The sequence below is a fragment of the Nocardia sp. CC201C genome (assembly GCF_030010695.1).
GTDB classification, from domain to species: domain Bacteria; phylum Actinomycetota; class Actinomycetes; order Mycobacteriales; family Mycobacteriaceae; genus Nocardia; species Nocardia otitidiscaviarum.
The window spans coordinates 1-24,870 of sequence record NZ_JASCXP010000017.1 but is presented as its reverse complement, the minus strand read 5'-3'; the positions used below and the strand labels follow the sequence as shown (position 1 = coordinate 24,870).

The 24,870-nt window shown below is 68.8% G+C and carries 22 protein-coding genes; 9 read left to right on the top strand and 13 right to left on the bottom strand.

Annotation, left to right across the window (positions count from 1 at the left end; translation table 11 throughout):
• Position 1: 1 nt before the first annotated feature.
• On the bottom strand, positions 2–1,459 hold the full coding sequence (locus tag QK444_RS03530; RefSeq protein WP_282776988.1) for a hypothetical protein: 1,458 nt from the start codon (positions 1,457–1,459) through the stop codon (positions 2–4).
• Between the two features lie 54 nt (positions 1,460–1,513).
• On the bottom strand, positions 1,514–2,461 hold the full coding sequence (locus QK444_RS03525; RefSeq protein ID WP_282776987.1) for a WYL domain-containing protein: 948 nt from the start codon (positions 2,459–2,461) through the stop codon (positions 1,514–1,516).
• 63 nt (positions 2,462–2,524) lie between these two features.
• On the opposite strand from QK444_RS03525, the gene QK444_RS03520 reads away from it, so the two are divergent.
• Both QK444_RS03520 and QK444_RS03515 read left to right on the top strand, forming a co-directional pair.
• The gene (locus QK444_RS03520) at positions 2,525–3,493 is read left to right on the top strand and encodes an alpha/beta hydrolase (protein WP_282776985.1); all 969 of its coding nucleotides are present in this window, start codon (positions 2,525–2,527) and stop codon (positions 3,491–3,493) included.
• 277 nt (positions 3,494–3,770) lie between these two features.
• The gene (locus tag QK444_RS03515; protein WP_282776984.1) at positions 3,771–4,190 is read left to right on the top strand and encodes a hypothetical protein; all 420 of its coding nucleotides are present in this window, start codon (positions 3,771–3,773) and stop codon (positions 4,188–4,190) included.
• Between the two features lie 261 nt (positions 4,191–4,451).
• On the opposite strand, the gene QK444_RS03510 is transcribed toward QK444_RS03515, so the two are convergent.
• The 8 genes from QK444_RS03510 to QK444_RS03475 form a co-directional block, all read right to left on the bottom strand.
• On the bottom strand, positions 4,452–4,895 hold the full coding sequence (locus QK444_RS03510) for a PIN domain-containing protein (protein ID WP_282776983.1): 444 nt from the start codon (positions 4,893–4,895) through the stop codon (positions 4,452–4,454).
• The gene (locus QK444_RS03505) at positions 4,892–5,116 is read right to left on the bottom strand and encodes a ribbon-helix-helix protein, CopG family (protein ID WP_282776981.1); all 225 of its coding nucleotides are present in this window, start codon (positions 5,114–5,116) and stop codon (positions 4,892–4,894) included. The genes QK444_RS03510 and QK444_RS03505 overlap by 4 nt, the downstream gene beginning before the upstream one ends.
• 214 nt (positions 5,117–5,330) lie before the next feature.
• A complete protein-coding gene (locus tag QK444_RS03500) occupies positions 5,331–6,533 on the bottom strand; it encodes a lipid-transfer protein (RefSeq protein WP_282776979.1) in 1,203 nt (400 codons plus the stop codon).
• Complete coding sequence (locus QK444_RS03495; RefSeq protein WP_282776978.1) at positions 6,530–6,949, bottom strand: MaoC family dehydratase; 420 nt, start codon at positions 6,947–6,949, stop codon at positions 6,530–6,532. Before QK444_RS03495 ends, QK444_RS03500 begins: the two co-directional genes overlap by 4 nt.
• A complete protein-coding gene (locus QK444_RS03490; RefSeq protein ID WP_282776976.1) occupies positions 6,946–7,887 on the bottom strand; it encodes an OB-fold domain-containing protein in 942 nt (313 codons plus the stop codon). Before QK444_RS03490 ends, QK444_RS03495 begins: the two co-directional genes overlap by 4 nt.
• 109 nt (positions 7,888–7,996) lie before the next feature.
• Positions 7,997–9,166, bottom strand: coding sequence for an acyl-CoA dehydrogenase family protein (locus tag QK444_RS03485; RefSeq protein WP_282776974.1), 1,170 nt, complete (start codon positions 9,164–9,166; stop codon positions 7,997–7,999).
• Positions 9,151–10,218, bottom strand: a complete 1,068-nt coding sequence (locus QK444_RS03480) for an acyl-CoA dehydrogenase family protein (protein WP_282776972.1) — start codon at positions 10,216–10,218, stop codon at positions 9,151–9,153. Before QK444_RS03480 ends, QK444_RS03485 begins: the two co-directional genes overlap by 16 nt.
• 28 nt (positions 10,219–10,246) lie before the next feature.
• Positions 10,247–12,406, bottom strand: coding sequence for an acyl-CoA dehydrogenase family protein (locus tag QK444_RS03475; protein ID WP_282776970.1), 2,160 nt, complete (start codon positions 12,404–12,406; stop codon positions 10,247–10,249).
• Between the two features lie 122 nt (positions 12,407–12,528).
• Between QK444_RS03475 and kstR the strand changes: the two genes are divergently transcribed.
• The 5 genes from kstR (at position 12,529) to QK444_RS03450 (ending at position 19,095) form a co-directional block, all read left to right on the top strand.
• Positions 12,529–13,176, top strand: a complete 648-nt coding sequence (gene kstR, locus QK444_RS03470; protein ID WP_282776969.1) for a cholesterol catabolism transcriptional regulator KstR — start codon at positions 12,529–12,531, stop codon at positions 13,174–13,176.
• Between the two features lie 278 nt (positions 13,177–13,454).
• Positions 13,455–16,037 (top strand): trehalose-phosphatase, encoded by a 2,583-nt coding sequence (gene otsB / locus QK444_RS03465; RefSeq protein WP_282776967.1) that lies wholly within the window; start codon positions 13,455–13,457, stop codon positions 16,035–16,037.
• A gap of 174 nt (positions 16,038–16,211) precedes the next feature.
• Positions 16,212–17,183 carry a zinc ABC transporter substrate-binding protein gene (locus QK444_RS03460; RefSeq protein ID WP_282776965.1) on the top strand — a complete coding sequence of 324 codons (972 nt, stop codon included), beginning with the start codon at positions 16,212–16,214 and terminating at the stop codon, positions 17,181–17,183.
• A 128-nt stretch (positions 17,184–17,311) separates the two neighbouring features.
• On the top strand, positions 17,312–18,220 hold the full coding sequence (locus QK444_RS03455; protein ID WP_282776962.1) for a metal ABC transporter ATP-binding protein: 909 nt from the start codon (positions 17,312–17,314) through the stop codon (positions 18,218–18,220).
• The gene (locus tag QK444_RS03450) at positions 18,217–19,095 is read left to right on the top strand and encodes a metal ABC transporter permease (RefSeq protein ID WP_282776960.1); all 879 of its coding nucleotides are present in this window, start codon (positions 18,217–18,219) and stop codon (positions 19,093–19,095) included. Before QK444_RS03455 ends, QK444_RS03450 begins: the two co-directional genes overlap by 4 nt.
• Positions 19,096–19,638: 543 nt before the next feature.
• On the opposite strand, the gene QK444_RS03445 is transcribed toward QK444_RS03450, so the two are convergent.
• The gene (locus tag QK444_RS03445; protein ID WP_282776958.1) at positions 19,639–20,508 is read right to left on the bottom strand and encodes an A/G-specific adenine glycosylase; all 870 of its coding nucleotides are present in this window, start codon (positions 20,506–20,508) and stop codon (positions 19,639–19,641) included.
• A gap of 172 nt (positions 20,509–20,680) precedes the next feature.
• Here QK444_RS03445 and QK444_RS03440 point away from each other — a divergent pair, with 172 nt between their 5' ends.
• Together QK444_RS03440 and QK444_RS03435 are read left to right on the top strand one after the other, a co-directional pair.
• On the top strand, positions 20,681–21,304 hold the full coding sequence (locus QK444_RS03440; protein WP_143983062.1) for a carbonic anhydrase: 624 nt from the start codon (positions 20,681–20,683) through the stop codon (positions 21,302–21,304).
• A 153-nt stretch (positions 21,305–21,457) separates the two neighbouring features.
• On the top strand, positions 21,458–22,117 hold the full coding sequence (locus QK444_RS03435; RefSeq protein ID WP_029925258.1) for a DUF4232 domain-containing protein: 660 nt from the start codon (positions 21,458–21,460) through the stop codon (positions 22,115–22,117).
• Positions 22,118–22,264: 147 nt separating this feature from the next.
• On the opposite strand, the gene disA is transcribed toward QK444_RS03435, so the two are convergent.
• Both disA and radA read right to left on the bottom strand, forming a co-directional pair.
• Positions 22,265–23,422: a DNA integrity scanning diadenylate cyclase DisA gene (gene disA / locus QK444_RS03430; RefSeq protein WP_282776953.1), complete on the bottom strand. Its 1,158-nt coding sequence runs from the start codon at positions 23,420–23,422 to the stop codon at positions 22,265–22,267.
• Complete coding sequence (radA, locus tag QK444_RS03425; protein ID WP_029925254.1) at positions 23,422–24,822, bottom strand: DNA repair protein RadA; 1,401 nt, start codon at positions 24,820–24,822, stop codon at positions 23,422–23,424. Before radA ends, disA begins: the two co-directional genes overlap by 1 nt.
• Positions 24,823–24,870 lie beyond the last annotated feature (48 nt).

Here is a 24,870-nt window from a genome sequence, read left to right as displayed (position 1 = left end):
GTCAGTCGGCGAGATCGGCAAGCGCCGCTGCCACATGCAGGTTGTCGACGCTGTGCAAGGCGCTGACAGCGGGCGGCAGTGCATTCACGCTGCGGCAGGCCGACAGCAGCCGGATGTGCACCGCCCAGGTCAGCAGGGGCGGCTCGGAGAGCAGCGGCAGCAGCGGTTCGACATTGCCGCTCAGCAGTGACACCGCCTCGGCGCGGATACTCTCCCGAAGATCGTTGCGCGCCAACTCGATCAAGCGGTCGTCGAGCGCTCCGGGTGGAGTGTGGGCCGCGCAGGTGGCCAGCGCCTCGATCCCGTGGGTGCTCGCGACCGCACCGGAGGCGACCAGATCCCACGTGAACGCTGCGATTTCCGGTGATGGCGGCACGAACCGAAGGTGGTAGACAGCCGCTTTGCGGACGGTCAGCCGCGGATCGTGGGCCAGCGTGAGCAGGGCGTCCACTTCGTGCCAGCTCGACAGGGCTGGGCAGCACAGTTCCCGCACCTCCGGGTCCGGATGAGCGGACAGGAACGCGGCCAAGCCGGGGCGGTCGGCGGCGGGCACCGTGCTCCAGTCGTAGTCGCACAGTGCGGTCAGCTTCGCCGTCCACGGGCCGTCGAGATCGGAGTACACGGACACGAACTCCGCTGCGGCCGGGACGGGTGGCTCGAGGCGAGCTCGCGGTGGCGTGGAAACCGGCGCGGTGTCGCGTTCGAACTCGCCGAGCAGGTCGGCGATCGGCGCGAGCCAGCGCCCGATACGCGATCGCGCATCCGCGAAGTCATCGAGCAGGTCCGCCCGGGCATCCCGCGCCGCCGCCCGTGCGTCGTCCCCTCGGGCGATCTCGTGCAGCAGCCGTAGCGTGACTCGGCTGGGGTAATAGCGCAGGGTGTCGATCGCGGCGACGGCGACGCCGGTGTCCCCGTCACCCGCGGCCCGGTGTAGCGACGGTTCGGCCACCACCGGTTCGTCCCAGCCCAGGACGTACGCCGCGGTTTCCCGCACTCCGGGGTCTCGGTGCCCCAGCTCCGCGATTTTGTACCGCTGCCAGCGCGGTTCCTCGAAACCGAACGCGATTCCGGCCAATGCGTCCCGATACAGCCGATGGGACGGATCGCGCACGACCGGCTCGATCAGGTCGGCCTCACCGCGGGTCGCCTGCCGCAGCACACACGCACGGACCACGTCGTCCCCGGCCTCCCACCAGGCACGCAACCTCGCCCCCTCCGGGCACATCGCCGCATCCTCGAGCACCTGCAATGCGGCCCGCCGGATCTCGACCGGCCGAGTGAGGTCCCGCCCGATCTCGGCCAGCGATGCGACAGCACGCGGGTCACCCAGTCGCCCGAGCGTGTCGACGATCCCCTCCCGCTCCACCGCACCGGAGTCACTCAGTCTCCGAATCAACTCGAAGGTCGCCGACCGATCCCGCTGCTCCGCAATCCGCTCCAACTCCGCTGACACCGACATCGATCCATCTTCACCGAGCCGCCTCGGAACCACCGAGATTCACCGCCCTTGGCGTCAGCCGTATCGCTCGACGAGTGCGCTGCCGATCAAGGCCAGACGGTCTCGCACGCTCGGGGGGCCGGTCACAGCGACCCATTCGACCAGTCCGGCAAGCTCACCGGCGAGCACATACTCGTTCGAGCCGCGGATCACGACCTCGATGCGGCCGTCGGGCGTGGGACCTCCCACGTCGAGCCGACCGCCGAACGCCCTCCGGAGTATGTCGACTCCGTGGGGCTCGCATACCGCCTGGATCGCGAGGGGTGTTCGCTCGCGGTCGACCTCGTCCGCGATCTCGCGCCAGCTCTGGGCGAGATCGAAGTCCTCGGGTCGGTGCGCGAGGTCATCGGCCGGGTCGGCGGATGACACTCGGTCGATCCGGAAGGTTCGCCGACCGGTCTCGGTGTCGGCGACGAGATACCAGGCCGTGCCCTTGGTGACGACGCCCAGCGGGTGGACGGTGCGCTCGGATTCCGCGCCGGTGCTGTCGACGTAGCCGAGCCGCACCTGGACGCCGCGGATCACCGCGTCTTGGAGTTCGTCGAGGAAGGGCGGTGGTCGGTGCTCGATACGACTCGAGCCCCAGGGCTGCGGGTCCACGACCGATGACGATGCCGCCGCCTCGGCCTGCGCCCGGAAGGGCTCGGGCAGGGCATGGACGAGCTTGCGCAGGGCCGCTTTCACCGCCGGTGTCGCGGCCGAGGCCGGCCCGGCGACCAGGAACAGCGCGCGGGCCTCGCTCGCGGTCAAACCGGACAGATCGGTGCGGGCGCCGCCCACGAGACGCCAGCCGCCGCCTCGACCCTGCAGCGAGTACACGGGCACCCCGGCCATGGCCAGGGCGTCGAGATCGCGGCGGGCGGTGCGCTCGGAGACCTCCAGCTCGCGGGCGACCTCCGCCGCCGTCACCTGCTTGCGCTGTTGCAGCAGCAGGAGGACGGCCACCAGTCGGTCTACTCGCACACGAACAAGAATTTCACAGAAACCGGTCATAGGATGACCGGTTTAGCTCCGCAAGATGGCTACATGGTCAAGCCAACCGATTTTCCCGAGCCCACCCTCATTCCGGTCAACGGTGTGGAACTCGAAGTCTTCGAAGTAGGCCGAGAGAACGCCGGAAGACCCATAGTGCTCTGCCACGGCTGGCCCGAGCATGCCTTCTCCTGGCGACACCAGCTGCCCGCCCTCGCCGCCGCGGGCTATCACGTCATCGTCCCGAACCAGCGGGGCTACGGACATTCGTCCTGCCCGACCGAAGTGACGGACTACGACATCGAACACTTGTCGGGTGATCTCGTCGCACTTCTCGATCACTACGGATACGACGACGCCACCTTCGTCGGCCACGATTGGGGTGCGATGGTCGTGTGGGGGCTGACCTTGTTGCATCCACACCGGGTGAACGGAGTGATCAATCTGAGCCTGCCTTACCAGGAGCGCGGAGAAAAGCCCTGGATCGAGCGCATGGAGGAAGTCCTGGGCGGCGACTTCTATTTCGTTCACTTCAACCGACAGCCAGGTGTCGCGGACGCCGTACTGAACGAGAATACGTTCCGCTTCCTGCGCAACCTGTACCGAAAGAACGAACCACTCGCAGCACCGGAACCAGGAATGCTGATGATCAATCTCGCCCACGCGGAGACGGTGCAGGGCGATCCCCTGCTGAGCGACGGCGAACTGGCGGTCTTCGTCTCCGCCTTCGAGACCTCAGGCTTCACGGGCAGCATCAATTGGTACAGAAACCTAGACCGCAACTGGCACCTCTTGGCCGATGCGAACCCGATCATCCGGCAACCCACGCTCATGATCTACGGCGACCGTGATCGGGTCCAGCAGTCGGAGAATCTGTCGGAGTTCGTCCCCAATGTGGAAGTGGTCAACCTGGACTGCGGTCATTGGATCCAGCAAGAGAAACCGGAAGAAACGAACCGGGCGATCGTGAAGTGGCTGACCGATGTCACCGGCACCACCCCAGGTCTACCCCGCCCGCGATAATCCACTCCACCGGGGCAAACCCAATCGGGTGCACTGGCCCACGGGTCGTACTCCGTTTCGTACAGATCATCCGATTCGTCGCAGCCGCCTGGCGACATCGGTGAATCCGTCAACAGTGCTCACAGGATGGCTGTGGCCGCCGCTGCCCCGTTGAATGCAGGATTGGCCACTCGACGTCGCGGCAGTAGCCCAGACCACCACACCTTCTCCGCCGGGTGCGGCGTGTCGGACCTCTGATTCGGACCGGCGAGGCGTTGTGGATCGCTATCTTCGACACGTGGCTGAGACGCTGAACGGCGACGGTAGCGATCGGAAAGCCGTGCTGCGGTCACAACAGAGCCTGATCGTGCTAGCGGTCATGGTCGCCGTAGTGGGCGCGGTTGTTGGTACTTCCGCAGCAGTTGGGTCCGCGATGATCGCGTTCGCGGTGCCGGGCATCCTGGGAGGAGGCGGCGGACTCCTGATCTGCCGCGCTGTGGGCACGCGCGGTAATGCCGCGATCCGAGTTGCGTACTCCGTACTGCTGGTCATCGGATTGCTGGCACTAACAGCGTTTTTCAGCGTAAGAGCCGGCCGCACCGGGCCGGACATCGGTCTCGGCGGTGTGCTGATGTTGGGCTTGTTGACAGGGTTGCCCGGTGCTTTCGGTACCGGGGCAATCATCTGGACTCGACGACGTGGCCGGATCGCCCGGTGACCAGGGTTCTGAGCTGCACGATGATCGCCGAGCTGATTCCGGAGTTCATCGCAGGTTTACGGATGCGAGAAGTCCCACCCGCCCCCGACCAGATGTGGGACGCAAAACACTGCACCTGGTCCGATGCCGAGGGCCTGCGCGAGCGCAGCATCGGTCAGGAGCTTCGCGCGACATCTGCCGGTGATCTGGCCCCGATGCGGTCCGGAGAAATCTACACCGGTGATACACCGCCGTATCGAGCGCTCGATTCACCGAGGGTCGTTACCCCCCGACGAAGTCGTCGGGCAGGATCTGAAATGTCGCGTATCGGCGCAATGGCCTGATCACGCGAAAGTCCCTGCGATCCAAGGTCAGAATCTGATCGGTGTCGAAGTGGTCGGCCAGCACCACGCAGGTCGCGTCGACGATATCGAGGTTGAGGTCGTGGTACGCAGCGCGGACCTCCAGAGCCGTATGCAGTTGTGCGGCACCGATTTCCCCGAGCACGATGCGGGTGGCGGCGATTCGATCGGCCAGCTTGCCCAAGACCGCGTCGGCGACCTTGCGACCGGCGCGAACGCTCGCCACGTGATGCACCTCGGTCAGCGCGAGCGGGCTCACCACCAGCGCACTCGCGGCGTCCGCCGCCCGCCGTACCGCGAAATGCTCCGGGTCGGAGCGGTTGAACAACGCCAGCAGACCCGAGGTATCGGCGACGACGATCATGCGGGCCGATTCATCGCATCATGGATGTCGTCCTTGCCGATCGGACCACCCATGTCGAACGTATCCTCGTCGCCGACCAGCGGTTCCGCCCATCGACGATGCCGCATGAGGTACTCCCGGACCGCATCCCTGGTGATCTCGTGCTTGGAGCGCCCCTCGGACTCGGCTTGCGCTTCGAGCGCAGCCTCTTCATCGGAGGGAAAACGCATGGTCCACGCCATACCCAGAAAGATACCATCTGTGATACCAGGCCTCTGTGGAAATACGCGTCGGCGGCACAGGCAACATCTCGGCCCGCATACGGCCGCACGGCTGCTGCACACATGGCCGCTGCGTCACCGCGCATCTGGCCGTTGTCGGACAACCGTGTGTCAACCAGCCGGTGCGTCGGGGAAGGCGGTTGCGTCCCCCGACGCGCGGGTGCGCCCGGAGCGATCAGTTGGTGCTGAGGATCAGGCCCGAGGTGGGGACGCCGGTGCCGGCGGTGACGATGATATTCTCCAGGCCGTCGACCTGATTCACGGAGGTGCCGCGGATTTGGCGGACGCCCTCGGCGATGCCGTTCATGCCGTGGATGTAGGCCTCGCCGAGTTGACCGCCGTGGGTGTTGAGGGGGAGGCGGCCGCCTAGTTCTATGGCTCCGTCGGCGATGAAGTCCTTGGCTTCGCCGCGGGGGCAGAAGCCGAGTTCTTCGAGTTGCATGAGGACGAAGGGGGTGAAGTGGTCGTAGAGGATGGCGGCTTGCATGTCGGCGGGGGTGAGGCCGCTCTGGGACCAGAGTTGGTCGCCTACCAGGCCCATTTCGGGGAGGCCGGTGAGAGCGTCGCGGTAGTAGCTGGTCATGACGTACTGGTCGGCGCCGGAACCCTGTGCGGCGCCGAGGATTACGGCGGGCTTGTTGGGGAGGTCGCGGGCGCGGTCGGTGCTGGTGACGACCAGGGCTACGCCGCCGTCGGTTTCCTGGCAGCAGTCCAGCAGGTGCAGGGGTTCGGCGATCCAGCGGGAGGACTGGTGATCCTCCAGGGTGATCGGCTTGCCGTAGAAGTGGGCGGCGGGGTTGACCGCCGCGTGTTTGCGGTCGGCGACGGCGACGCGGCCGAAGTCCGCGCTGGTCGCGCCATAGACGTGCATATAGCGGCGGGCCACCATCGCCACCTGGGCGGCGGGGGTGCCGAGACCGTGGGTGTAGGAGAAGGCGTTGTCCACGCCCGAGGAGGACGGGTTGCCGGTGGCGAGGTGAGTGGCGAACTGGCCGAAGCGATTTCCGGAGCGCTCGTTGAAGGCGCGGTAGGCCACCACCACATCCGCGACGCCGGTCGCCACCGCCATGGCGGCCTGCTGCACGGTGGCCGCGGCCGCACCGCCGCCGAAGGGGATGTTGCTGAAGAACTTCAAGCTCGGAATCCCGGCCGCACGGGCCACGGCGGCCTGGGTGTTGGTGTCCATGGTGAAGGTGGTCAGGCCGTCCACGTCCGCCGGGGTCAGTCCGGCGTCCGCGAGCGCGGCGGTGACCGCCTCCGCGGCCAAGCGCAGTTCGCTGCGTCCGGAATCCTTGGAGAAATCCGTCGCGCCGATGCCGACGATGGCCGCGCGGCCGCTCAGTCCACCGGTCGCCCGACCGCCGCTCACTGTGGTCACTTGGCTGCCTCCTGTAGCGAGATGACGGTCTTGGCCGTGATGTGGTCGCCGAGGCTGTCGCGGCCGACGACCTCGATGGTGATCTCATCGCCCTCGACCGCGGTGACGGTGCCGGTCAGCGTCAGGGTGTCGTTCGCGTAGAGCGGCACGCCCAGACGCAGCGCGATGGACTTCACGATGGCGCGCGGTCCGGCCCAATCGGTGACGAAGCGCTGCACCAGCCCGGTATCGGTGAGGATATTGACGAAGATGTCCTTCGAACCGCGCTCGACCGCCTTGTCGCGATCGTGGTGCACATCCTGGAAATCCCGGGTGGCCAGCGCCGAACTGATCACGAAGGTCGGGTCGGCGTGAATAACCAACTCGGGCAGTGTCGTTCCCACCCGCACGGTGGCGGGCTCAACGGCGGAGGTCATTTCACAGCCTTCCAGTACGGCACGGTGTTGTCATCGTCGAGCGCCTCGAAGCCGACCTCGACCGGCAGCCCCACCTCGACCTCGGCGGGCTCGACACCGCGCAGCTCACCCAGCATTCGCACCCCCTCCGCCAGCTCGACCAACGCCACCACATACGGCAGCGCGCGGCCGGGCACCTTCGGCGCGTGATGCACGACGAAGCTGAACACGGTGCCGCGCCCGGACGCCACCACATAGTCGGTCTGCTCCGACTTGTCCTTCCAGAGCGCCGGAACCGGCGGATGCTGGAGGACGCCGTCGGGCCGCCGCTGGATGCGCAGCTCGCCGAGCTTGGTTCCCTCCCAGAAGAATTCGGTGTCCTTGGAGACGGTGGGGCGGACACGCTTGGAGAGATCCTCGGCGGGAGCGGGTTTCGCCGCTCCCGGCGCGAATTTCAGAATCCGGAACAGCATTTCGGTGACCAGTTCGTCGCCCACGTACCAGCTGGTGCGATAGGTGGCGAACCACCCCTCCCCCAGTCCGGTGCGCTTGGGCCCCGCCAGCGAATCCAGGGAGCTGCGCACGTTCACCTGTTCGCCGACCCGCAGGTACCGGTGGTAGATCTGCTCGCAGTTGGTGCCGACCACCGAGGTGTAACCGGCCGCGTCCAGCAGGTCGTTGGTGGCGTTCATGGGATCGTCGGCGGGGCGAACGCCGTTCAGGCCCAACATGGTCCACACCTGCGCCATGGCGGGCGGCGCGACCACGTCGGGATGCCCGGCCTCCCGCGCCGCCGCCACGTCCACGTAGATCGGGTTGGTGTCGCCGATGGCCTCCACCCAGTTGTTGATCATCGGCTGGTTGACCGGATCGCGGGCCAGGCGCGGCGCGGACTGCCCCGCCGCCTTGATCTTCTCGGCGGCCGCGACGATATCGTCGGCCGTGAAGCTCTGTGACACAGGGGAACTCCTATCGGGGGACGCGAGGCAGCCGCAGGCCCATCTGGGCCATCGGACACAGCGCGCATGACTTCGAGGCGACCGCAACGGCTCCGGACACCATCGACTCCTACCGGGGGACGCGGGGCAGCCGCAGGCCCATCTGGGCGATCAGCTCACGCATGACTTCGTTCACGCCGCCGCCGAAGGTCACCACCAGGTTCTGCTTGGTGCGCCGGTCCAGCCAGGTCAGCAGTTCGGCGGTGGCCGGGTCGGCGGGGTCGCCGAAGCGGCCCACGATCTCCTCGGCCAGACGGCCCGCCTCCTGGAGCGCCTCGGTGGAGTACACCTTGGTGGCGGAGGCGTCGGCGATGACATCGCGCGGGTCGGCGTCGGAGCGCTCCATATTGGACGCCACCTGCCAGTTCAGCAGTTCGTTCAGCCGCACCATGGCGTGCAGGCGGCCCAGCGACCGCCGCACGTCGGCCTCGCCGAGCACGCCACGCACTCGCGCCCACTCCCGCACCCGGTCGTAGAGCTGTTCGATCTTGCCGGACGGGCCCAGGCTCACCCGCTCGTGATTGAGCTGGGTGGTGATGAGCTTCCAGCCGCCGTTCTCCTCGCCGACGGTCATGGCCGCCGGCACGCGCACATTGTCGAAGTAGGTGGCGTTGGTGTGGTGCGCGCCGTCGCAGGTGATGATGGGCGTCCACGAGTAGCCGGGGTCCTTGGTATCCACGATCAGGATCGTGATGCCGCGGTGGCGGGACTCCACCGTGCCGGTGCGCGCCGCCAGCCAGATGTAGTCGGCCTCGTGCGCACCGGTGGTGAAGATCTTCTGCCCGTTGACGATCCAGTCGCCGTCGGCATCGCGCACCGCGCTGGTGCGCAGCGCGGCGAGGTCGGTGCCCGCCTCCGGCTCCGAGTAGCCGATGGCGAAATGAATGTCACCGGAGAGGATTCCGGGCAGGAACGTGCGCTTCTGCTCCTCGGTGCCGAAGGTTTGCAGTGCCGGGCCGACGGTCAACAGGGTGACCAGCGGCACCGGCACGTCCGCGCGCACGGCTTCGTTGTAGAAGATCTGCTGTTCCAGCGGCCCGAAGCCCTGGCCGCCGAACTCCTTCGGCCAGCCCACACCGAGCCAGCCGTCGGAGCCCATTCGACGCACCACCGCGCGGTAGGCGTCGCCGTGCCGGTTCACCAGCATCTCGGCCTCCTCTTCAGGAGTCACGAGACCGGTGAAGTACGAACGTAGATCGTCGCGCAACCGCCGCTGTTCGGCGGTCAGTTCGATGTACATCTGGCTCCCAGTCGGTCCAGCCGGAAGGATTCGCCGCCGAGCCAGCGGGCGATGTCCTTGGCCTGTGAGTAGTAGCGGTGCAGCGGGTGAGTCACATCGACGCCGATGCCGCCGTGCAGGTGATGACACTTCTGCAGGGCCGCGGGCAGTTCCGCGGCCACCGTGTAGGCCAGCACGTCGAGGTCGTCATCGGTACGTTCGTTGTGCTCGGCGGAATCGCTTGGTTGCGCCAACGCCCAGTTCGCCGAGACGGCGGCCGCGTGCAGGGTGCGCGAGACCACGTAGACGTCCGCGATCTGCTGTGCCACCGCCTGGAATTCGGCCAGCGGACGGCCGAACTGCTGGCGGGTGCGCACGTGTTCGGCGGTCAGCGCGATCACCCCTTTGAGCAATCCGTCGGCCACCGATCCGAGGCACGCCAGCGCATAGCGGTGCAGTTCGGCGAGTCCGCCTGGCAGCAGCCGCTCGGCCGGCACCGCTACGTCGTCGAGGACGAGGGTGAACTCCGGTACGCCGTCGGAGGTGGGGTTGGCGGTGCGGGTCAGCCCCGCCGCGTCCCCGTCCACCACCGCGATGCCGTTGTCGGTGGGGATCAGGATCCAGCGCGCGGTGTCGGCGTAGGGCACCGCCACCTTGCGGCCGGAGACACGCACGGTGTTCCCGTCGGAGACCGCGGTGGTCTCCGGCTTCACCGTGAACGGCGCGCCCGGCTCGTTCAGTGCCGCCGTGATGACCGCGCCCTCGGCCACCGCGGGAAACACCTCCTGCGCCAACGCATCCGGCACGCCCGCCGCGACCAGCGGCAGCACGCCGAAGCCCAAGGTGGTCAGCGCGGGCACCTGCACGGCGTCGGTGGCCAGCTCGGTGAGCAGGGCCGACACCTCCAGTAGCCCCATACCGTCGCCACCGTATTCCTCCGGTAGCGCGACAGCCAGTAGCCCGCTGTCGACGAGGGTGGGCCATAACGCGATATCGCGCGCGCTCTCGCGCTCCAGCAAACTTACGACAACCTCGGCGACAGCGTCCTGGCTCTCGTCCCGTGTGAAGTCCAATGCAATGCTCCCGGTTGAGTGTGGCTGGCTACTGCGATTCGCGAGGCAGCCCGAGAATTCGTTCACCGGCAACGGTCAACAGAATCTGCTCGGTTCCGCCCGCAATGGACAAACAACGCGTGAGCAGGAATTCTTTCACCACGTCCGATTCCAGGGCGCCCGGCACGCCCGACAATTCGACAGCGAATTCGGCCACCGCCTGCCGGTGTCGCACACCGACCAGTTTACGAACGCTCGATTGTGGGCCGGGATCGCCGCCGCTGAGCAGTTTGCGTGCCGCCCGAGCTTCCAGCAAAGTCCCAGCGACCGATTCTGAAACAAGTCCGCCCAGGCGATCGGCCACCAATTCCGCACCCGGCCCGGAGGTCGGCACGGCGGCGATGAGCGCCTCCAGTTCCTCGCCGATTCCCTTGCCGCCCATGGCGACCCGCTCGGCCGAGAGGGTGGAGCGGGCGATCTTCCAACCATTGCCCAGCTGTCCGACCAAGCATTCGTCCGGCACGAAGACATCATCGAGGAATACCTCGCTGAACTTCGCCTCGCCGGTGATCTGCACCAGCGGCCGAATTTCCAAGCCCGGACTATTCATTTCCACCAGGAAATAACTGATGCCCTTGTGCTTGGGCGCGGCGGGATCGGTGCGCGCGAGGCAGATTCCCCACGTCGCCTCTTTCGCCAACGACGTCCACACCTTCTGCCCGCGCAGTTTCCAACCGCCGTCGACCCGCTGGGCCACCGTGCGCAATGCCGCCAGATCGGAACCCGCCTCCGGTTCGCTGAACAGCTGACACCACACCACCTCGCCGCGCAGCGTGGGACCGGCGAAGCGTTCGATCTGTTCCGGCGTGCCGTATTGCAGCAGGGTCGGCACGGCCCAGTTGGCGATGGCGATATCGGGCAACTCGATTCCGGCCTTGCGGATCTGCTCCTCGATCAGCGAGCGCAGCACCGGCCCCGCGCCGCGCCCGTACGGCCGCGGCCAATGCGAGGCCAGCAGCCCGGTGTCCGCCAACGCGTTTCGCTGCTCCGCCGGGGGTAGGGCGGCGATGCCGGAGAGCTCGGCGGCCAGCACCGCCGCCTGCTCCGCGTCCAGACCGACGGCCTCCCGAAGCGGTTCGCCCGCCAGCGCGGAATCCGCGCCCAGGTCCAGGCCGACCGTGCGGCGCTGCCCCTGGAGCGTCAACTCCGCGACCCGCGCCCGCCAGCGCGCCGAACCGCCCAGCAGTTGCCGCAGTGCGACGGCCCGCCGCAAATACAGATGCGCGTCGTGCTCCCAGGTGAAACCGATTCCACCCAATACCTGAATACAGTCCTTCGCGGTCTCCACCGCGGCGTCCAGCGCGACCGCCAGTGCGATGCCGGCGGCCAACGGCAGTTCCGAACCTCCGGTATCGACCGCGTCGGCGGCGTCGGCGGCCACCGCGCGAATCTGTTCGGCCCGGCACAGCATCCACGCGCAGATGTGTTTGACCGCTTGGAATTCGCCGATCTTCTTACCGAATTGCTCACGCACCTTGGCATATTCGGTGGCGGTTTCCAGGCACCAGCCGGCGATACCGGCGGCTTCGGCGGCCACCAGCACGGCCGCCAGATCGAGTACATTCTCGCGCGGCGTGAAGATCTTTTCCGGCGCGACGGTGACATTCGCGCAGACGACGCGGGCGAGAGGAGTGCTGTGGTCGAGCGGTTCCAGCGGTTCCACCCGCAAGCCCGCGGTATCGGCGTCGAGCAGGCACCAGCGGGTGCGGTCACCGGTACGCACCGGGACCAGCACGGCCGTACCGGGTGCGGCGCCGATCACAACGTCCCACTCGCCCGTGAGGGTGAGACCCGTTTCACCGGCCGATATCTCGATTTCGCCCCCGAGAGCCACGCCGCACGGCGTATTCTCGTCGAGCGTCTCCCCGGCAACGAGTCCAGCCAATGCCGTGGAGAGAACCGGACCGCCGACAAGATCATGCGCCGCCTGTTCCACCAGTACGGCGAGATCCCCGACCGTTCCGCCCGCACCGCCCGTCGCCTCGGGCACCGCGACCCGGAATATTCCGAGATCGGCGAGGCGCGACCAGTATTCGCGCCAATAGTCCGGCGCGCCGGTCCGCATTGTTGCAATTGGGCGCATCGCGGCGGCCCATCCGCGCATCGACTCCTGGACGGCTTTATGCTCGTCAGTGGTGGCGATGGTCACACTCCATACCGCCTTTCCGGCGTGACTCCCACACCTAGAACATGTTCTAATATTCGAGCCGGGCGTAAGTCAAGACGTCGCCCGGGCGCGGTACGAACTCGTAAGGAAAGGACTTTCAACCGATGGCCAGTCCCTCCCGATCGCAGGCCGCCGAACCGGCTGCCGCCAGCCGCACCGCGCCGGTGACCACGCTCAGTGAGGAGGACCTGAGCTCGGCCGCCCAGCGGGACCGGCGCAAGCGCATCCTCGACGCGACCATGGCGCTGGCCTCCAAGGGCGGCTACGACGCGGTCCAGATGCGCGCGGTCGCCGAACGAGCGGACGTCGCCGTCGGCACGCTGTACCGCTACTTCCCGTCCAAGGTGCACCTGCTGGTCTCCGCGCTGGCGCGGGAATTCGAGCAGTTCGAGAGCAAGCGCAAGCCGCTGCCGGGCGACACCCCGCAGGAGCGCATGCACCTGATGTTGCAGCAGGTGACCCGGGCCATGCAGCGCGATCCGCTGCTCACCGAGGCCATGACGCGCGCCTTCATGTTCGCCGACGCCTCCGCGGCCGCCGAGGTCGACCGGGTCGGCAAGGTGATGGACCGGTTCTTCGCCCGCGCCCTGGCCGAGGACACCCCCACCGACCGTCAGCTGGCCATCGCCCGCGTCATCTCCGATGTGTGGATGTCGAATCTGGTGGCGTGGCTGACCCGGCGCGCCTCGGCGACCGATGTCACCGAACGGCTGGAGCTGACCGTCGACCTGCTCATCGGCGACGGCAAGTAGCCCTGACACGTCCAGCTAATCAATCGCGGCCAGCAACCTCGACCGCGACCCGTCCGGCGTGGCATATCTCACCGTCGCGCCGGACCGCCGCGTTTTCGCAGGTGAAAGCCGCTGCCGCGGAGTGACTCACGAGTAGCCCACCGGTGTTCACAGCGCGCATCCGGGACAGTTCGCCCGAATGTAAACGCCATGTATCACGCCCCCAACATGTGGGCAATCAGCACCCAGTAGAGTTTCTCGCGCCCTGAAATTTCTCCTCCGATCACTAGGTTGGATGCGTGAGCGCACAGGATCTGCCACTGGAACTTCGCCGGGCACTCGCGGCGGTCGCGCGGGTGCCGCGACTGCTGGTCGCATCGGACTACGACGGGACGATCGCGCCGATCGTCTCCGACCCGGCGAAGGCTTATCCCCATCGGGAGTCGGTGAGTGCCCTGCGCGCTCTCGCCGGACTCACCGGCACCACCGCCGCCGTGATCTCGGGCCGTGCGCTCCGTGATCTCGCGGCGCTGTCGCGGCTGCCCGTCGAGGTGCAGCTCATCGGCAGCCACGGCTCGGAGTTCGATGTCGGCTTCGTGCACGCCATCGACAACGACGCCAAACAGTTACTGCAGGAAGTGCAGTCGACCCTGACCCAGATCGCCCAGGACAACCCGGGCGTCACCGTCGAGATCAAACCGGCCAGCGTGGCCCTGCACGTCCGGAACGCGAGCCCGGAAATCGGGCGCCGGGCCCTCGTTCAGGTGCGCCAGGGTCCCGCCAGCTGGGTCGGCATCCAGGTCACCGAGGGTAAAGAGGTCATCGAACTCGCGGTGGTGGAAACCGACAAGGGCGCGGCCCTGGATATCGTCCGGCATCAGCAGGGCGCGTCGGCGGCGGTGTTCATCGGCGACGACGTCACCGACGAGAAGGCGTTCAAACGCCTGTCCGGACCCGATGTCGGCATCAAGGTCGGCGAGGGCGAGAGCCTCGCCAAATACCATGTCGCCAATACCGAGACGGTGTCCAAGGCGCTGGCCTTCCTGCTGGAAGAGCGCCGCACGTGGTTGGCCGGTGCCTCCGCCCCCCGAATCGAAAGGCTGACCATGCTGGCCAGCCCTCGATCCAAGGCCCTGGTCACCCCCGACGGCACCATCACCTGGCTGTGCCACCCCGAGCCGGACTCCGCGGCGGTGTTCGCGCACCTGCTCGGCGGATTCAGCGCCGGACACTTCAGCATTTCGCCGGAGCGCGCCGGACTGCCGCTGTCGCAGCGCTACATCGACGGCACCATGACCGTCGAAACCCGTTGGGCCAGCTTGCAGGTCGTCGACTACCTGCCGCACGACGTGGTACCCGAGCGCACCGACCTGACCCGCGTCATCACCGGTGACGCGCGCGCCGTCGTGACCTTCGCGCCGCGACCGGAATTCGGTCAGGTGCCGGTCAAGCTGATCCGCCAGGCCGGCGGAATCCGGGTGCAGGGCACCAACGATCCCATCGTGCTGCGCTCCCCCGGTATCGAGTGGGAGATCGTCGACGACGGCATCCACCACACCGCGCGCGCCGTGGTCGATCCCCGCAACGGGCCGGTCGTGCTCGAAATGCGATGCGGCACCTCCGATCTCGCACCCGCCATGACGCCGGAGGCGGACCGGCGGCGGGAAGCCGAGCGGTACTGGAAGGACTGGGCGGGCAAACTCGAGCTGCCGCCGCTGAAACCGGACCTCATGAAGCGGTCCGCGCTCACCCTGCGCGGACTCGTGCACGCGCCGTCGGGCTCCATCCTGGCCGCGGCCACCACCTCGCTGCCCGAGGACATCGGCGGCGTGCGCAACTGGGACTACCGCTACTGCTGGCTGCGCGACGCCTCGCTCACCGCGTCGGCGCTCGTCTCGCTCGGCTCCCTGCACGAGGCCGAGGAACTGCTCGCCTGGACCCACCGGGTGCTGGAAACACTGCCCGGCCCCGAGCGCCTGCACCCGCTGTACACCCTCTACGGCGAGACGCTGCCGCCGGAAGCCGTCATCGACCAGCTGCCCGGCTATGCCGGATCGCGGCCGGTGCGCGTCGGCAACGCGGCGAATATGCAGGTGCAGCTGGACGTGTTCGGCCCCATCGTGGACCTCATCTCACAGCTGGCGCATGCCCGCGAGAAGAAGGGCATCACCGATCCGAGTCAGGCCCTGCCCGACGCGGATTGGGAGCTCGTGGTCGCCATGGTCTCGGCCGTGCAGCGGCGCTGGCGCGAACCCGACCACGGCATCTGGGAGATCCGCGGCAATCCGCGGCACCACGTCTACTCCAAGGTCATGGGCTGGCTCACCGCGGACCGGGCCATCACCCTGGCCCGGCAGTTCGGGCGGCCGCTGGACCCGGACTGGGAGAAGCTGCGCGACACCATCGCCGACGAGGTGAAGGTGGAGGGCTGGAACGACGAGGTGCAGTCCTACACGGCGGCCTACGACGGCACCGATCTGGACGCCGCCACCCTGCACATCGGGCTCAGCGGACTGATCGAACCGTCGGATCCGCGCTTCCACGCCACCGTGGTGGCCACCGAGGCGGAGCTGCGCAGCGGCTCGACCGTGTACCGGTACCACCACGACGACGGTCTGCCCGGCGGCGAGGGCGGCTTCCACCTGTGCGCGGCCTGGCTGGTCGAGGCGTATCTGCTCATCGGCAAGCGGGAGGACGCCGAGGCGCTGTTCGCCCAGCTGGTCGACGTGGCGGGGCCGACCGGTCTGCTCTCCGAGGAGTACGACCCGGTGGCCGAGCGCTCGCTCGGCAACCACCCGCAGGCGTACAGCCACCTGGGCCTGCTGCGCTGCGCCCAGCTGCTCAGCCAGCCGGTGGCGGCGGTGCTGGCGCCGCAGGCATAACCGGCCGGAGCTGTTCGAGACCCCCGTGGGCAACCCGCCCGCGGGGGTCTCGCGCATTGTCCGCGGTGTCGCCGGACACAACCGACGGCCGCGATGCGGAAGTGTCCGACACCGTGCGCTACATTTAAATGGAAATCGTTTCCGTTTTGAGCCAGTGCAAGTGGAGTACCCCGCGTGACAAGCAAAATCGCAGTTCGCCTCGCCGGAATCGCCGTGGGTGTCGCCACCGCCGCAGCCCTCACCGCCTGCGGGACCGGCTCCGACGATCCCGACAAACTGACCATCGTGGCCTCGACGAATGTCTGGGGGGACATCACCGAGCAGGTCGCCGGGCCCGATATCGAGGTCGAGTCGCTGATCTCCGATCCGAGCGCCGACCCGCACTCCTACGAGGTCACCGCGGTCGAGGCCGCCAAGATCAGCGACGCCGATCTGATCGTCTACAACGGCGGCGGCTACGACGAGTTCATCGACAAGGCCATCGCCGGCAAGGACAAGAGGACCGTCAACGCGGTCGAGGTCGCCGGGGAGGACCCGCACGCCCACGACGCTCCCGCCGCGACCGAGGCGAAGCCCGACGAGCACCGCGACGAGCATGCCGACGAGCACGGGCACGACCACGGTGACGGCAATGAGCACGTCTGGTACGACGTGCACGTCGCCGGAGAAGTCGCCAACCACATCGCCGAGGTGCTCGGCGAACTCGACCCGGACAACAAGCAGAGCTACGCCGACCGGGCCGTCGCCTTCAACGACAAACTGACGGCCATCGAGACCACCATCGAGCGCATCGCCGCCGAACACCCGAATACGCCGGTCGTACAGACCGAGCCGCTCGCGTACTACCTGCTGCTCGACGCCAAGGCCGACGATCGCACGCCGCACGAATTCCAAGAAGCCGTCGAACAAGGCACCGATCCGTCCCCGGCGTCGGTGGCCGCCGTGCGCGACCTGCTCACCGGCAAGCAGGTCCGGGCCCTGGTCTACAACATCCAGACCGAGGACAAGACCACCAAGGAGCTGAAGGCCATGGCCGAGGCGGCGGGCATCCCCGTGGTCGAGGTGACCGAAACCCTGCCCGAGGGCCTGGATTACATTCAGTGGCAGACCCGCAACGCCGAGGCCCTGGCCAAGGCGCTGAGCTGATCGCAGCCCCGACATCGTCAGCCTTTCCCATGTCCGCCAACGTCGCGATCGGAGAAGAGATAATGGACGCTTCCACCTCGGCTCCCCACGCTGACGAAGCGGCGGGAATCAATGGACGGGGCGACGATATGAACACCCCTGTGAACAGCGTTATCTCTGCCGACAGTTCGACCGGCGGCCCCCTCGGCGACAGCGCACTCGCGACGGGAACCCCGGCCGTGCGGCTGACGTCGGCCCGGCTGGCGTTCGGGGAGCGCACGCTGTGGGACGGGCTCGATCTCGAGATCGCGCCCGGCGAGTTCATCGCCGTGCTCGGACCCAACGGTTCCGGCAAGACCTCACTGCTGAAAGTGCTGCTGGGCCAGCTCGGCCTGTCGGCCGGGACCGCCGAGATCGCGGGCGGTCCGGCCCGCGCGGGCAATCCGGATATCGGCTACATCCCACAGCAGAAGACCATCGACGCCGGAGTGCAGTTGCGCGGCGTCGACCTGGTCGGGCTCGGCGTGGACGGGCACCGCTGGGGGCTGGGCCTGCGCGGGCGCAAGGAACGACGGCGCAAGGTGGCCGCCGCCATCGCCGACGTGGGCGCGGCACACTTCGCCGACGCTCCGCTGGACGTGCTGTCCGGCGGCGAGCAGCAGCGGCTGCGGGTGGCCCAGGCCCTGGTCGGCGACCCCCGGGTACTGCTGTGCGACGAACCGCTGCTCAGCCTGGACCTGGCCAATCAGCGGCTGGTCTCCGAACTCATCGACAAGCGCCGCCGCTCCCACGACACCGCCGTGCTGTTCGTGACCCACGAGATCAATCCGGTGCTGCCGCTGGTGGATCGGGTGCTGTACCTGGTGGACGGCAAATTCCGGATCGGCCCGCCCGACGAGGTGATGACCACCGAGGTGCTCTCGCAGCTCTACGGCACCGAGGTGGACGTGCTGCGGGTGCGCGGCCGCCTGGTGGTGGTCGGCACCGGCGACACCATGGACGCGCTCGGCGCGGCCGGAGCGCAGCACTGCCACGGTGACGGCGAGGTGCGCGCGTGAACGACAAACTCGCCGACGTTCTCGCCAAGATGTTCGACTTCTCCACCACCGCGCATCTGCTGTCCTACGACTTCGTGCAGCAGGCCGTGCTGGCGGCGGCGCTGCTGGGCCTGCTCGCGGGCGCGATCGGGCCGCTCATCGTGAGCCGCCAGATGTCCTTCGCGGTGCACGGCACCAGCGAACTGTCGCTCACCGGTGCGGCGGCGGCGCTGCTGGCCGGGATCGGGGTCGGCTTCGGGGCCATCGCCGGGTCGGTGGTGGCGGCCGTGCTGTTCGGGGTGCTGGGTTCCCGTGCGCGCGAACGCGATTCGGTGATCGCGGTGGTGCTGTCGTTCGGGCTGGGTCTATCGGTGCTGTTCCTGTGGCTCGGGCCCGAGCGCGCGGGGTCGAAGTTTTCGCTGCTCACCGGGCAGGTGGTGAGCGTCGGCGATTCCGGGCTCGGACTGCTGGCCGCCTGCACGGCGGGCGTGCTGGTGGTACTCGGATTCGTCTACCGCCCACTGCTGTTCGCCAGCACCGATCCGGAAGTCGCGGTGGCGCGCGGGGTTCCGGTGCGCGCACTCGCCGTGGTGTTCGCGGTGCTGGTCGGCATCACCGCCGCCTTCGGGGTGCAGATCGTGGGCGCGCTGCTGGTGCTCGCGCTGCTCATCACGCCCGCCGCCGCGGCGGCGCAGGTGACGGCCAACCCGGCGCACGCCGCCGTGCTGTCCATCGTGTTCGCGGAGGTCGCGGCGGTCGGCGGCATCCTGCTCTCGCTGGCTCCCGGCGTGCCCATCTCGACCTTCGTCACGACCATCTCGTTCGCGATCTACGTGATCTGCCGAATGGTCGGCCGCCGCACCAGGACCCGCGGACGGGTGCTCGTCACGGCCTGAGCACCGCAACGCAGGACGGCCGGCCCGCCGTGCGAGTGCGGATCGACGCCGAGGATGCCGTGCACGGCGCAGCTGGCTGGCGATCCCACGTGCCGCGCCGATCCTCCGCCGCAGCCGAATGAGTAGCAACGGACCCGGCGGGCTCGGACCGGCGAAGTGTCCGGGGCTCCGCACCTCGATACTCGCGATCTGCCGCATGAGGGGCAGCGGATCGCGCCCGGCGTGCACCCTCCGCGACGACGCCCCCTCGTCCGGTCGCGGAGGGTGTACGCGCAGGGGTGCGCCGCGATGGACCGCACGCCGCGGCACCGACCCGTCAGGTTGCGGCCGACCGCACGCGCGTTGCGAGTCACCCGGACACGTGATGCTCGACGAGGCGACCGGGTCACAGCCGCCGAACCCGCGCAGCGCCCGGGCGCGCGGCACCCACAACACCCGCGCGGTCAGCCGTCCGCCGCGGCACGCCGATCGGCCGCGACCGGGTGCGCCGGTGAGCGACGAGGGCGTCCGCCGACGAGCCACCGGTCCAACCGTGCAGGCTGTTCAGTCCCCGCCCTCGCCCGCCAGGGCGAACAGGCCGTCCGAGGTCTGTTCGACGAGGCCGTCCACCAGCAGCGAGTCCAGGGCGCGGTCGCGCTGGCCCGGATCGCGGGTCCAGGCCAGGTCCAGGCGGACGCGTTCGACCGGGCCGTGGGCGGCGCGCAGCACGTCCATGAGGCGGCCGCGGGCCTGGCGGTCGGTGCCCTCGTACTTCTGCACCTTGCGGACCACGTCCGAGGCCGGTCGCCCGGCGCCGACCCAGGCGCACGACGGCAGCGGGCAGCGGTCGCAGTCGGGGTTGCGGGCCGTGCAGACCACCGCGCCGAGTTCCATGAGGGCGGCCGAGAAGACCGCGGCGCGGTCCACCCGCACCGGCAGCAGGGCCTCCGTCTCGGCCAGGTCGCGGGCGGCGGGATTGCCCGCCTCGGCGCGGCCGTGCACGGCCCGGGCGACCACCCGGCGGACATTGGTGTCCACCACGGGCACCCGCTGCCCATAGGCGAAACAGGCCACCGCGCGGGCGGTGTACGCGCCGATCCCGGGCAGGCCCAACAGCACGTCCACATCCGCGGGCACCTCGTCGCCGTGGTCGCGGGCCAGCGCCCGGGCGCATTCGTGCAGTCGCAGCGCCCGCCGCGGATAGCCGAGCTTGCCCCACGCCCGCAGCACCTCGCCCTGGGACGCGGCGGCCATGGCCGAGGGCACCGGCCAGCGCGCCACCCACTCCCGCCAGATCGGCTCCACCCGCGCCACCGGCGTCTGCTGCAGCATGATCTCGCTCATCAGAATCTGCCACGCGGTCACCTCGGGCCGCCGCCACGGCAGATCCCGCGCGGTCTGCTCGTACCACTCGACCAGTGCGTCGCTGTCCATCTCCCGCCCTCCTCCCGGCCCGTCGGAGCCGGGACATCCGACGCCACGCGATGGTAGTCGGCAGGTCGGGCGGGGTGCTCACGGCCGGTGGCGGCCGGGCGCAAGGGGGTGTTTGCCGCGCCGTAACGTAGCGGACTCGCCGGTAACCCATGCGATGTGGAGAATGGGACACATGCCGCAATCCAATCCGATCAGTGCCTGGAAAGCCCTGCGCGAGGGCAATGAGCGTTTCGTGAACGGCAATCTGCTGCACCCCAGCCAGGGAGCCGCCGATCGCGCCAAGCTGGTTGCCGGGCAACACCCGCAGGCCATCCTGTTCGGCTGCGGTGACTCCCGCGTGGCCGCCGAGATCATCTTCGACCAGGGCCTGGGCGATATGTTCGTGGTCCGCACGGCCGGACACGTGGTGGACAGCTCGGTGCTCGGGTCCATCGAGTACGGCGTGCAGGTGCTGAACGTCCCGCTCATCGTGGTGCTCGGCCACGACAGCTGCGGCGCGGTGCGCGCCACCATCGACGCCCTCGACAACGGCAATGTGCCCGGCGGCTTCATCCGCAGCGTGGTCGAGCGGGTCACGCCGTCCATCCTGCTGGGCCGCCGCGAGGGGTTGGAGACGGTGGACGACCTGGAGGCGCGGCACGTCGAGGAGACCGCGCGCCTGCTCATGCAGCGGTCCATGGTCATCTCGCAGCGGGTGGCCGCCGGTGAGTGCGCCATCGCGTGCGTCACCTACAAGCTCGGCGAAGGACAGATCACGCTGCGCCGGGTGATCGGCAATATCGGCGAGGTCGTCTAGCCGCCGGAACGGACGTTCGGCGCAGGTGGGGACCCCGCGAGCTGGTCGGGTGTCCGAAGGGGCTGAAATCTACCCGGCCCCAGGGGCTTTTCCCCACCGACACGCCGCGACCCTGAGCCGGATGCACCCAACTGTGCCCTTACCGTAGTTGCCGTGCTGGAACCGAATGGACCACTGCCGCCGGAAATCTACTGGCGTCGCCGACTGCTCGCGATCGGCGCGCTGGTAGTCGCCCTCGCACTGGTGCTCTGGCTGGCCTTCGCGCTACTGCGCGGCGACGGCGACGACAGCTCCGCCGCCGCGGACACCACCACGGCCGCCACCAACAAGGCGGCCGGAAGTTCCTCCGACACATCGGAGTCGGATTCGGCGCAGTCCCAGGCCAATGCCACCGCCGAGGCCGGGCCCGCGGCACAGGGCAAGCAGTGCCCGGACCAGTCCCTCGCGGTGAAGGTGAGCGTCGGCGCGCCCACCTACAAGGCGGGTGAGCAGCCGGTCTTCGGCATCGTCATCACCAATATCTCCAGCGAGGCCTGTGAGCGCGATATGGGTTCGGGGTTGCAGGAGGTCGCGGTGACCTCGCTGGACGGCCAGCGCCGCATGTGGGCCAGCACCGACTGCTACCCGGAGGGCACCCCCGACGTGCGCACCCTGCAGCCCGGTCAGCAGGCCGCCTTCACCGTCACCTGGTCGGGTTCCACCTCCCAGCCCAATTGCGCGGGCGAGCGCGTGCCGGTTCCGCCGGGGCCCTACAGCGTTGTGGCGCAACTCGGTTCGGTCACCAGCTCCCCGGAGCCGTTCAATATCACCTGAGCGATCACCCGAGCGCGGGAGACCGGGCCGCCACCATCACGTGAGCGCGAGACTCGGACCCGCCACCATCACCTGAGCGCCGAGACCGGCCTGCCACCATCACCTGAGCGCGAGACCGGCCTGCCACCACGGCGACCGCCACCGGGTTCAGCAGTCGCCGCCAGCGGCGTGCCGGGACAGGCCCTCGCGGATACGGCGGGCGGTGGCGGGGGTGACGCCGTCCACGGCTTCCAGATCGGCCTGGGTGGCGTCCAATAGTCCGCGCAGGCCGCCGAAGGCGTCCACGAGCGGCTCCACCCGCCGGAACGGGACCCGGGGTATCTCGGCCAGCAGTCGATAGCCGCGCGGCCCCACCGGTGTGTCCAGGGCCTCCAGGGTGGCCGGATAGCCCAGCGGCGGAGCCAGATCCGCCAGCACGAGCAGTTCCGGCTCGCCGAGCGCGTCCAGTCGCGCCAGCGCGCGGTCGATGCGGGGCTCCCCGGCTCGCTCCGCCACCAGGTAGTCGCGGACGAGCAGTCGCCGCAACTGCGCGGTGTCGGCCACCAGTTCGGTCAGTTGCAGGGCGAGCTGACGGCCGTCGACGCCGAGTTCGGCGACCGCCTGGTCGATCTCGCCCGCGGTGCGGCGCATGAGCTCGAGGCAGTGCAGCACGGTGAGCACATCGCGCAGGGTGGCGAAGTCCTCGATCTCCAGCGCGGACAGCCGCCGGGTCACCTCGTCCAAGCGGGCCCGGTAGCGCTGCAGGGTTGCCATGGCCTGATTGGCGCGCGACAGAATGAGCGGCGAATCCTCCACCAGATACCGGTCACCGTGCGCGTACACGGTCACCAGGCCGGTGGAGCGGCTCACCGACACCACCGGATATCCGGTGTGCGCGGCGGCGCGTTCGGCCGCCTTGTGCCGGGTGCCGGATTCGACGGTCGGCAGCGCCGGATCGGGCACCAAATGCACATTGGCGCGCACAATTCGCGTGCCGTCGGTGGAAAGCACCACCGCCCCATCCATTTTCGACAATTCCCGCAGCCGGGTCGGCGCGAATTCGACATCCAATTCGAATCCGCCGTCGCAGATGCGCTCCACCCGATCGTCGTAACCGAGCACGATCAATCCACCGGTGCGGCCCCGCAGAATTCGATCGATCCCGTCGCGCAATTGCGTGCCGGGCACGAATCGCGAGAGCACGTCGCGGCGCGCGTTCGCGGAATTGTCCCGCGCCGCACCGTCATTCGCGCTCGCTGCCGAACCGTCCCCGGCCGCAGCGGAATTCGAGCGGCCGAGCAGCCCGCTCACCCACCGCCCGGCCATCAGTCGCCGACCGCCTCGACCGGCGCCTTCGCCCGACGGCGGCGTAGTCCGCTGGCGGCGATGGCCGCCCCCAGGTCCGAGACCTCGCGCAGGGTCATGGTGCGTCCGGCGCGGTCCACCCCCGGCGGCACCAGCGCCTCGGTGAAGCCGAGCCGTTCGGCTTCGGCCAGCCGCCTGGTCAGCCCGGCCACCCGGCGCACCTCCCCCGCCAGGCCGACCTCGCCGAGAATCACCATGCCGGGCCGCAGCGCCCGATCCTGGTGCGCGCTCACGATGGCCAGGGCCACCGCCAGATCCGCGGCCGGTTCGGCCAGCCGCATACCGCCGACGGTGGCGGCGTACACATCCTGCTTGCCCACGTAGAGGCCGCAGCGGCTCTGGAGTACGGCCAGCACCATGGCGACCCGGTTGTAGTCGAGCCCGCTCACCGCGCGGCGCGGCGCGGGCACCTGGGTGTCCACGGTCAGGCCCTGCACCTCGCCCAGCATGGGGCGCTTGCCGTCCATGGCCACCGTGACCGCGGTACCGGGCACCGCCACGCCCCGGTGGTGCAGGAACAGCCCGGACGGGTCGTCCACGCAGGCGATGCCGCTCTCGCGCATCTCGAAGCAGCCCACCTCGTCGGTGGAGCCGAAACGGTTCTTGATGCCGCGCACCATGCGCAGGGTGGAGTGCTTGTCGCCCTCGAACTGCAGCACCACGTCCACCAGGTGCTCGAGCGTGCGCGGACCAGCCACCGCACCGTCCTTGGTGACGTGGCCGACCAGCAGCACGGCGATGCCGCTGGCCTTGGCCATCGAGGTGAGCGCGGCCGTCACCGCCTTGACCTGGGTGACGCCGCCCATGACGCCGTCGGCGTCGGCGGCCAGCATGGTCTGCACCGAATCGACCACCAGCAGTGTGGGTTTCACCTGATCCACGTGGCCGAAGATGGTGGCGAGATCGGATTCGGCGGCGAGGTAGACCCGTTCGTGCACGGCATCGGTGCGGTCGGCGCGCAGGCGCACCTGTCCGGCGGACTCCTCCGCGGTCACGTACAGCGACTTCTCGTCACGCTGCCGCGCCCAGCGGTGCGCCACCTCGAGCAGCAGCGTGGACTTGCCCACCCCGGGCTCACCCGACAGCAGCACCACCGAACCGGGCACGATGCCCCCGCCCAACACCCGGTCCAGCTCCGACACGCCCGTGGAGCGGGCCCGCGTCGTCTTGGAATCGATACTGGAGATCGGCGCGGCCGCGGTGCTCGGCAGCATGGCCCGGCGACCCACGGCCGCGGCCGTCGAGGTCGCGGCGACCTCGTCGATGGTGCCCCAGCCGCCGCACTCCGGACACCGGCCCACCCACTTGGCGACCTCGTGCTGGCAGGAGGAGCAGCGGTACAGCGTTTTCACCTTGGCCACGCGGGCAGCCTAATAACGCGCCCCGACAGTCCCGCCTCCGCCGCGCCA

Coding starts and splice junctions, on each gene's coding strand:
- QK444_RS03530 (WP_282776988.1), bottom strand. CDS start 1,459: ATGTCGGTGTCAGCGGAGTTGGAGCGGATTGCGGAGCAGCGGGATCGG.
- QK444_RS03520 (WP_282776985.1), top strand. CDS start 2,525: ATGGTCAAGCCAACCGATTTTCCCGAGCCCACCCTCATTCCGGTCAAC.
- QK444_RS03510 (WP_282776983.1), bottom strand. CDS start 4,895: ATGATCGTCGTCGCCGATACCTCGGGTCTGCTGGCGTTGTTCAACCGC.
- QK444_RS03505 (WP_282776981.1), bottom strand. CDS start 5,116: ATGGCGTGGACCATGCGTTTTCCCTCCGATGAAGAGGCTGCGCTCGAA.
- QK444_RS03495 (WP_282776978.1), bottom strand. CDS start 6,949: ATGACCTCCGCCGTTGAGCCCGCCACCGTGCGGGTGGGAACGACACTG.
- QK444_RS03485 (WP_282776974.1), bottom strand. CDS start 9,166: ATGTACATCGAACTGACCGCCGAACAGCGGCGGTTGCGCGACGATCTA.
- kstR (WP_282776969.1), top strand. CDS start 12,529: ATGGCCAGTCCCTCCCGATCGCAGGCCGCCGAACCGGCTGCCGCCAGC.
- QK444_RS03455 (WP_282776962.1), top strand. CDS start 17,312: ATGAACACCCCTGTGAACAGCGTTATCTCTGCCGACAGTTCGACCGGC.
- QK444_RS03445 (WP_282776958.1), bottom strand. CDS start 20,508: ATGGACAGCGACGCACTGGTCGAGTGGTACGAGCAGACCGCGCGGGAT.
- QK444_RS03440 (WP_143983062.1), top strand. CDS start 20,681: ATGCCGCAATCCAATCCGATCAGTGCCTGGAAAGCCCTGCGCGAGGGC.
- disA (WP_282776953.1), bottom strand. CDS start 23,422: ATGGCCGGGCGGTGGGTGAGCGGGCTGCTCGGCCGCTCGAATTCCGCT.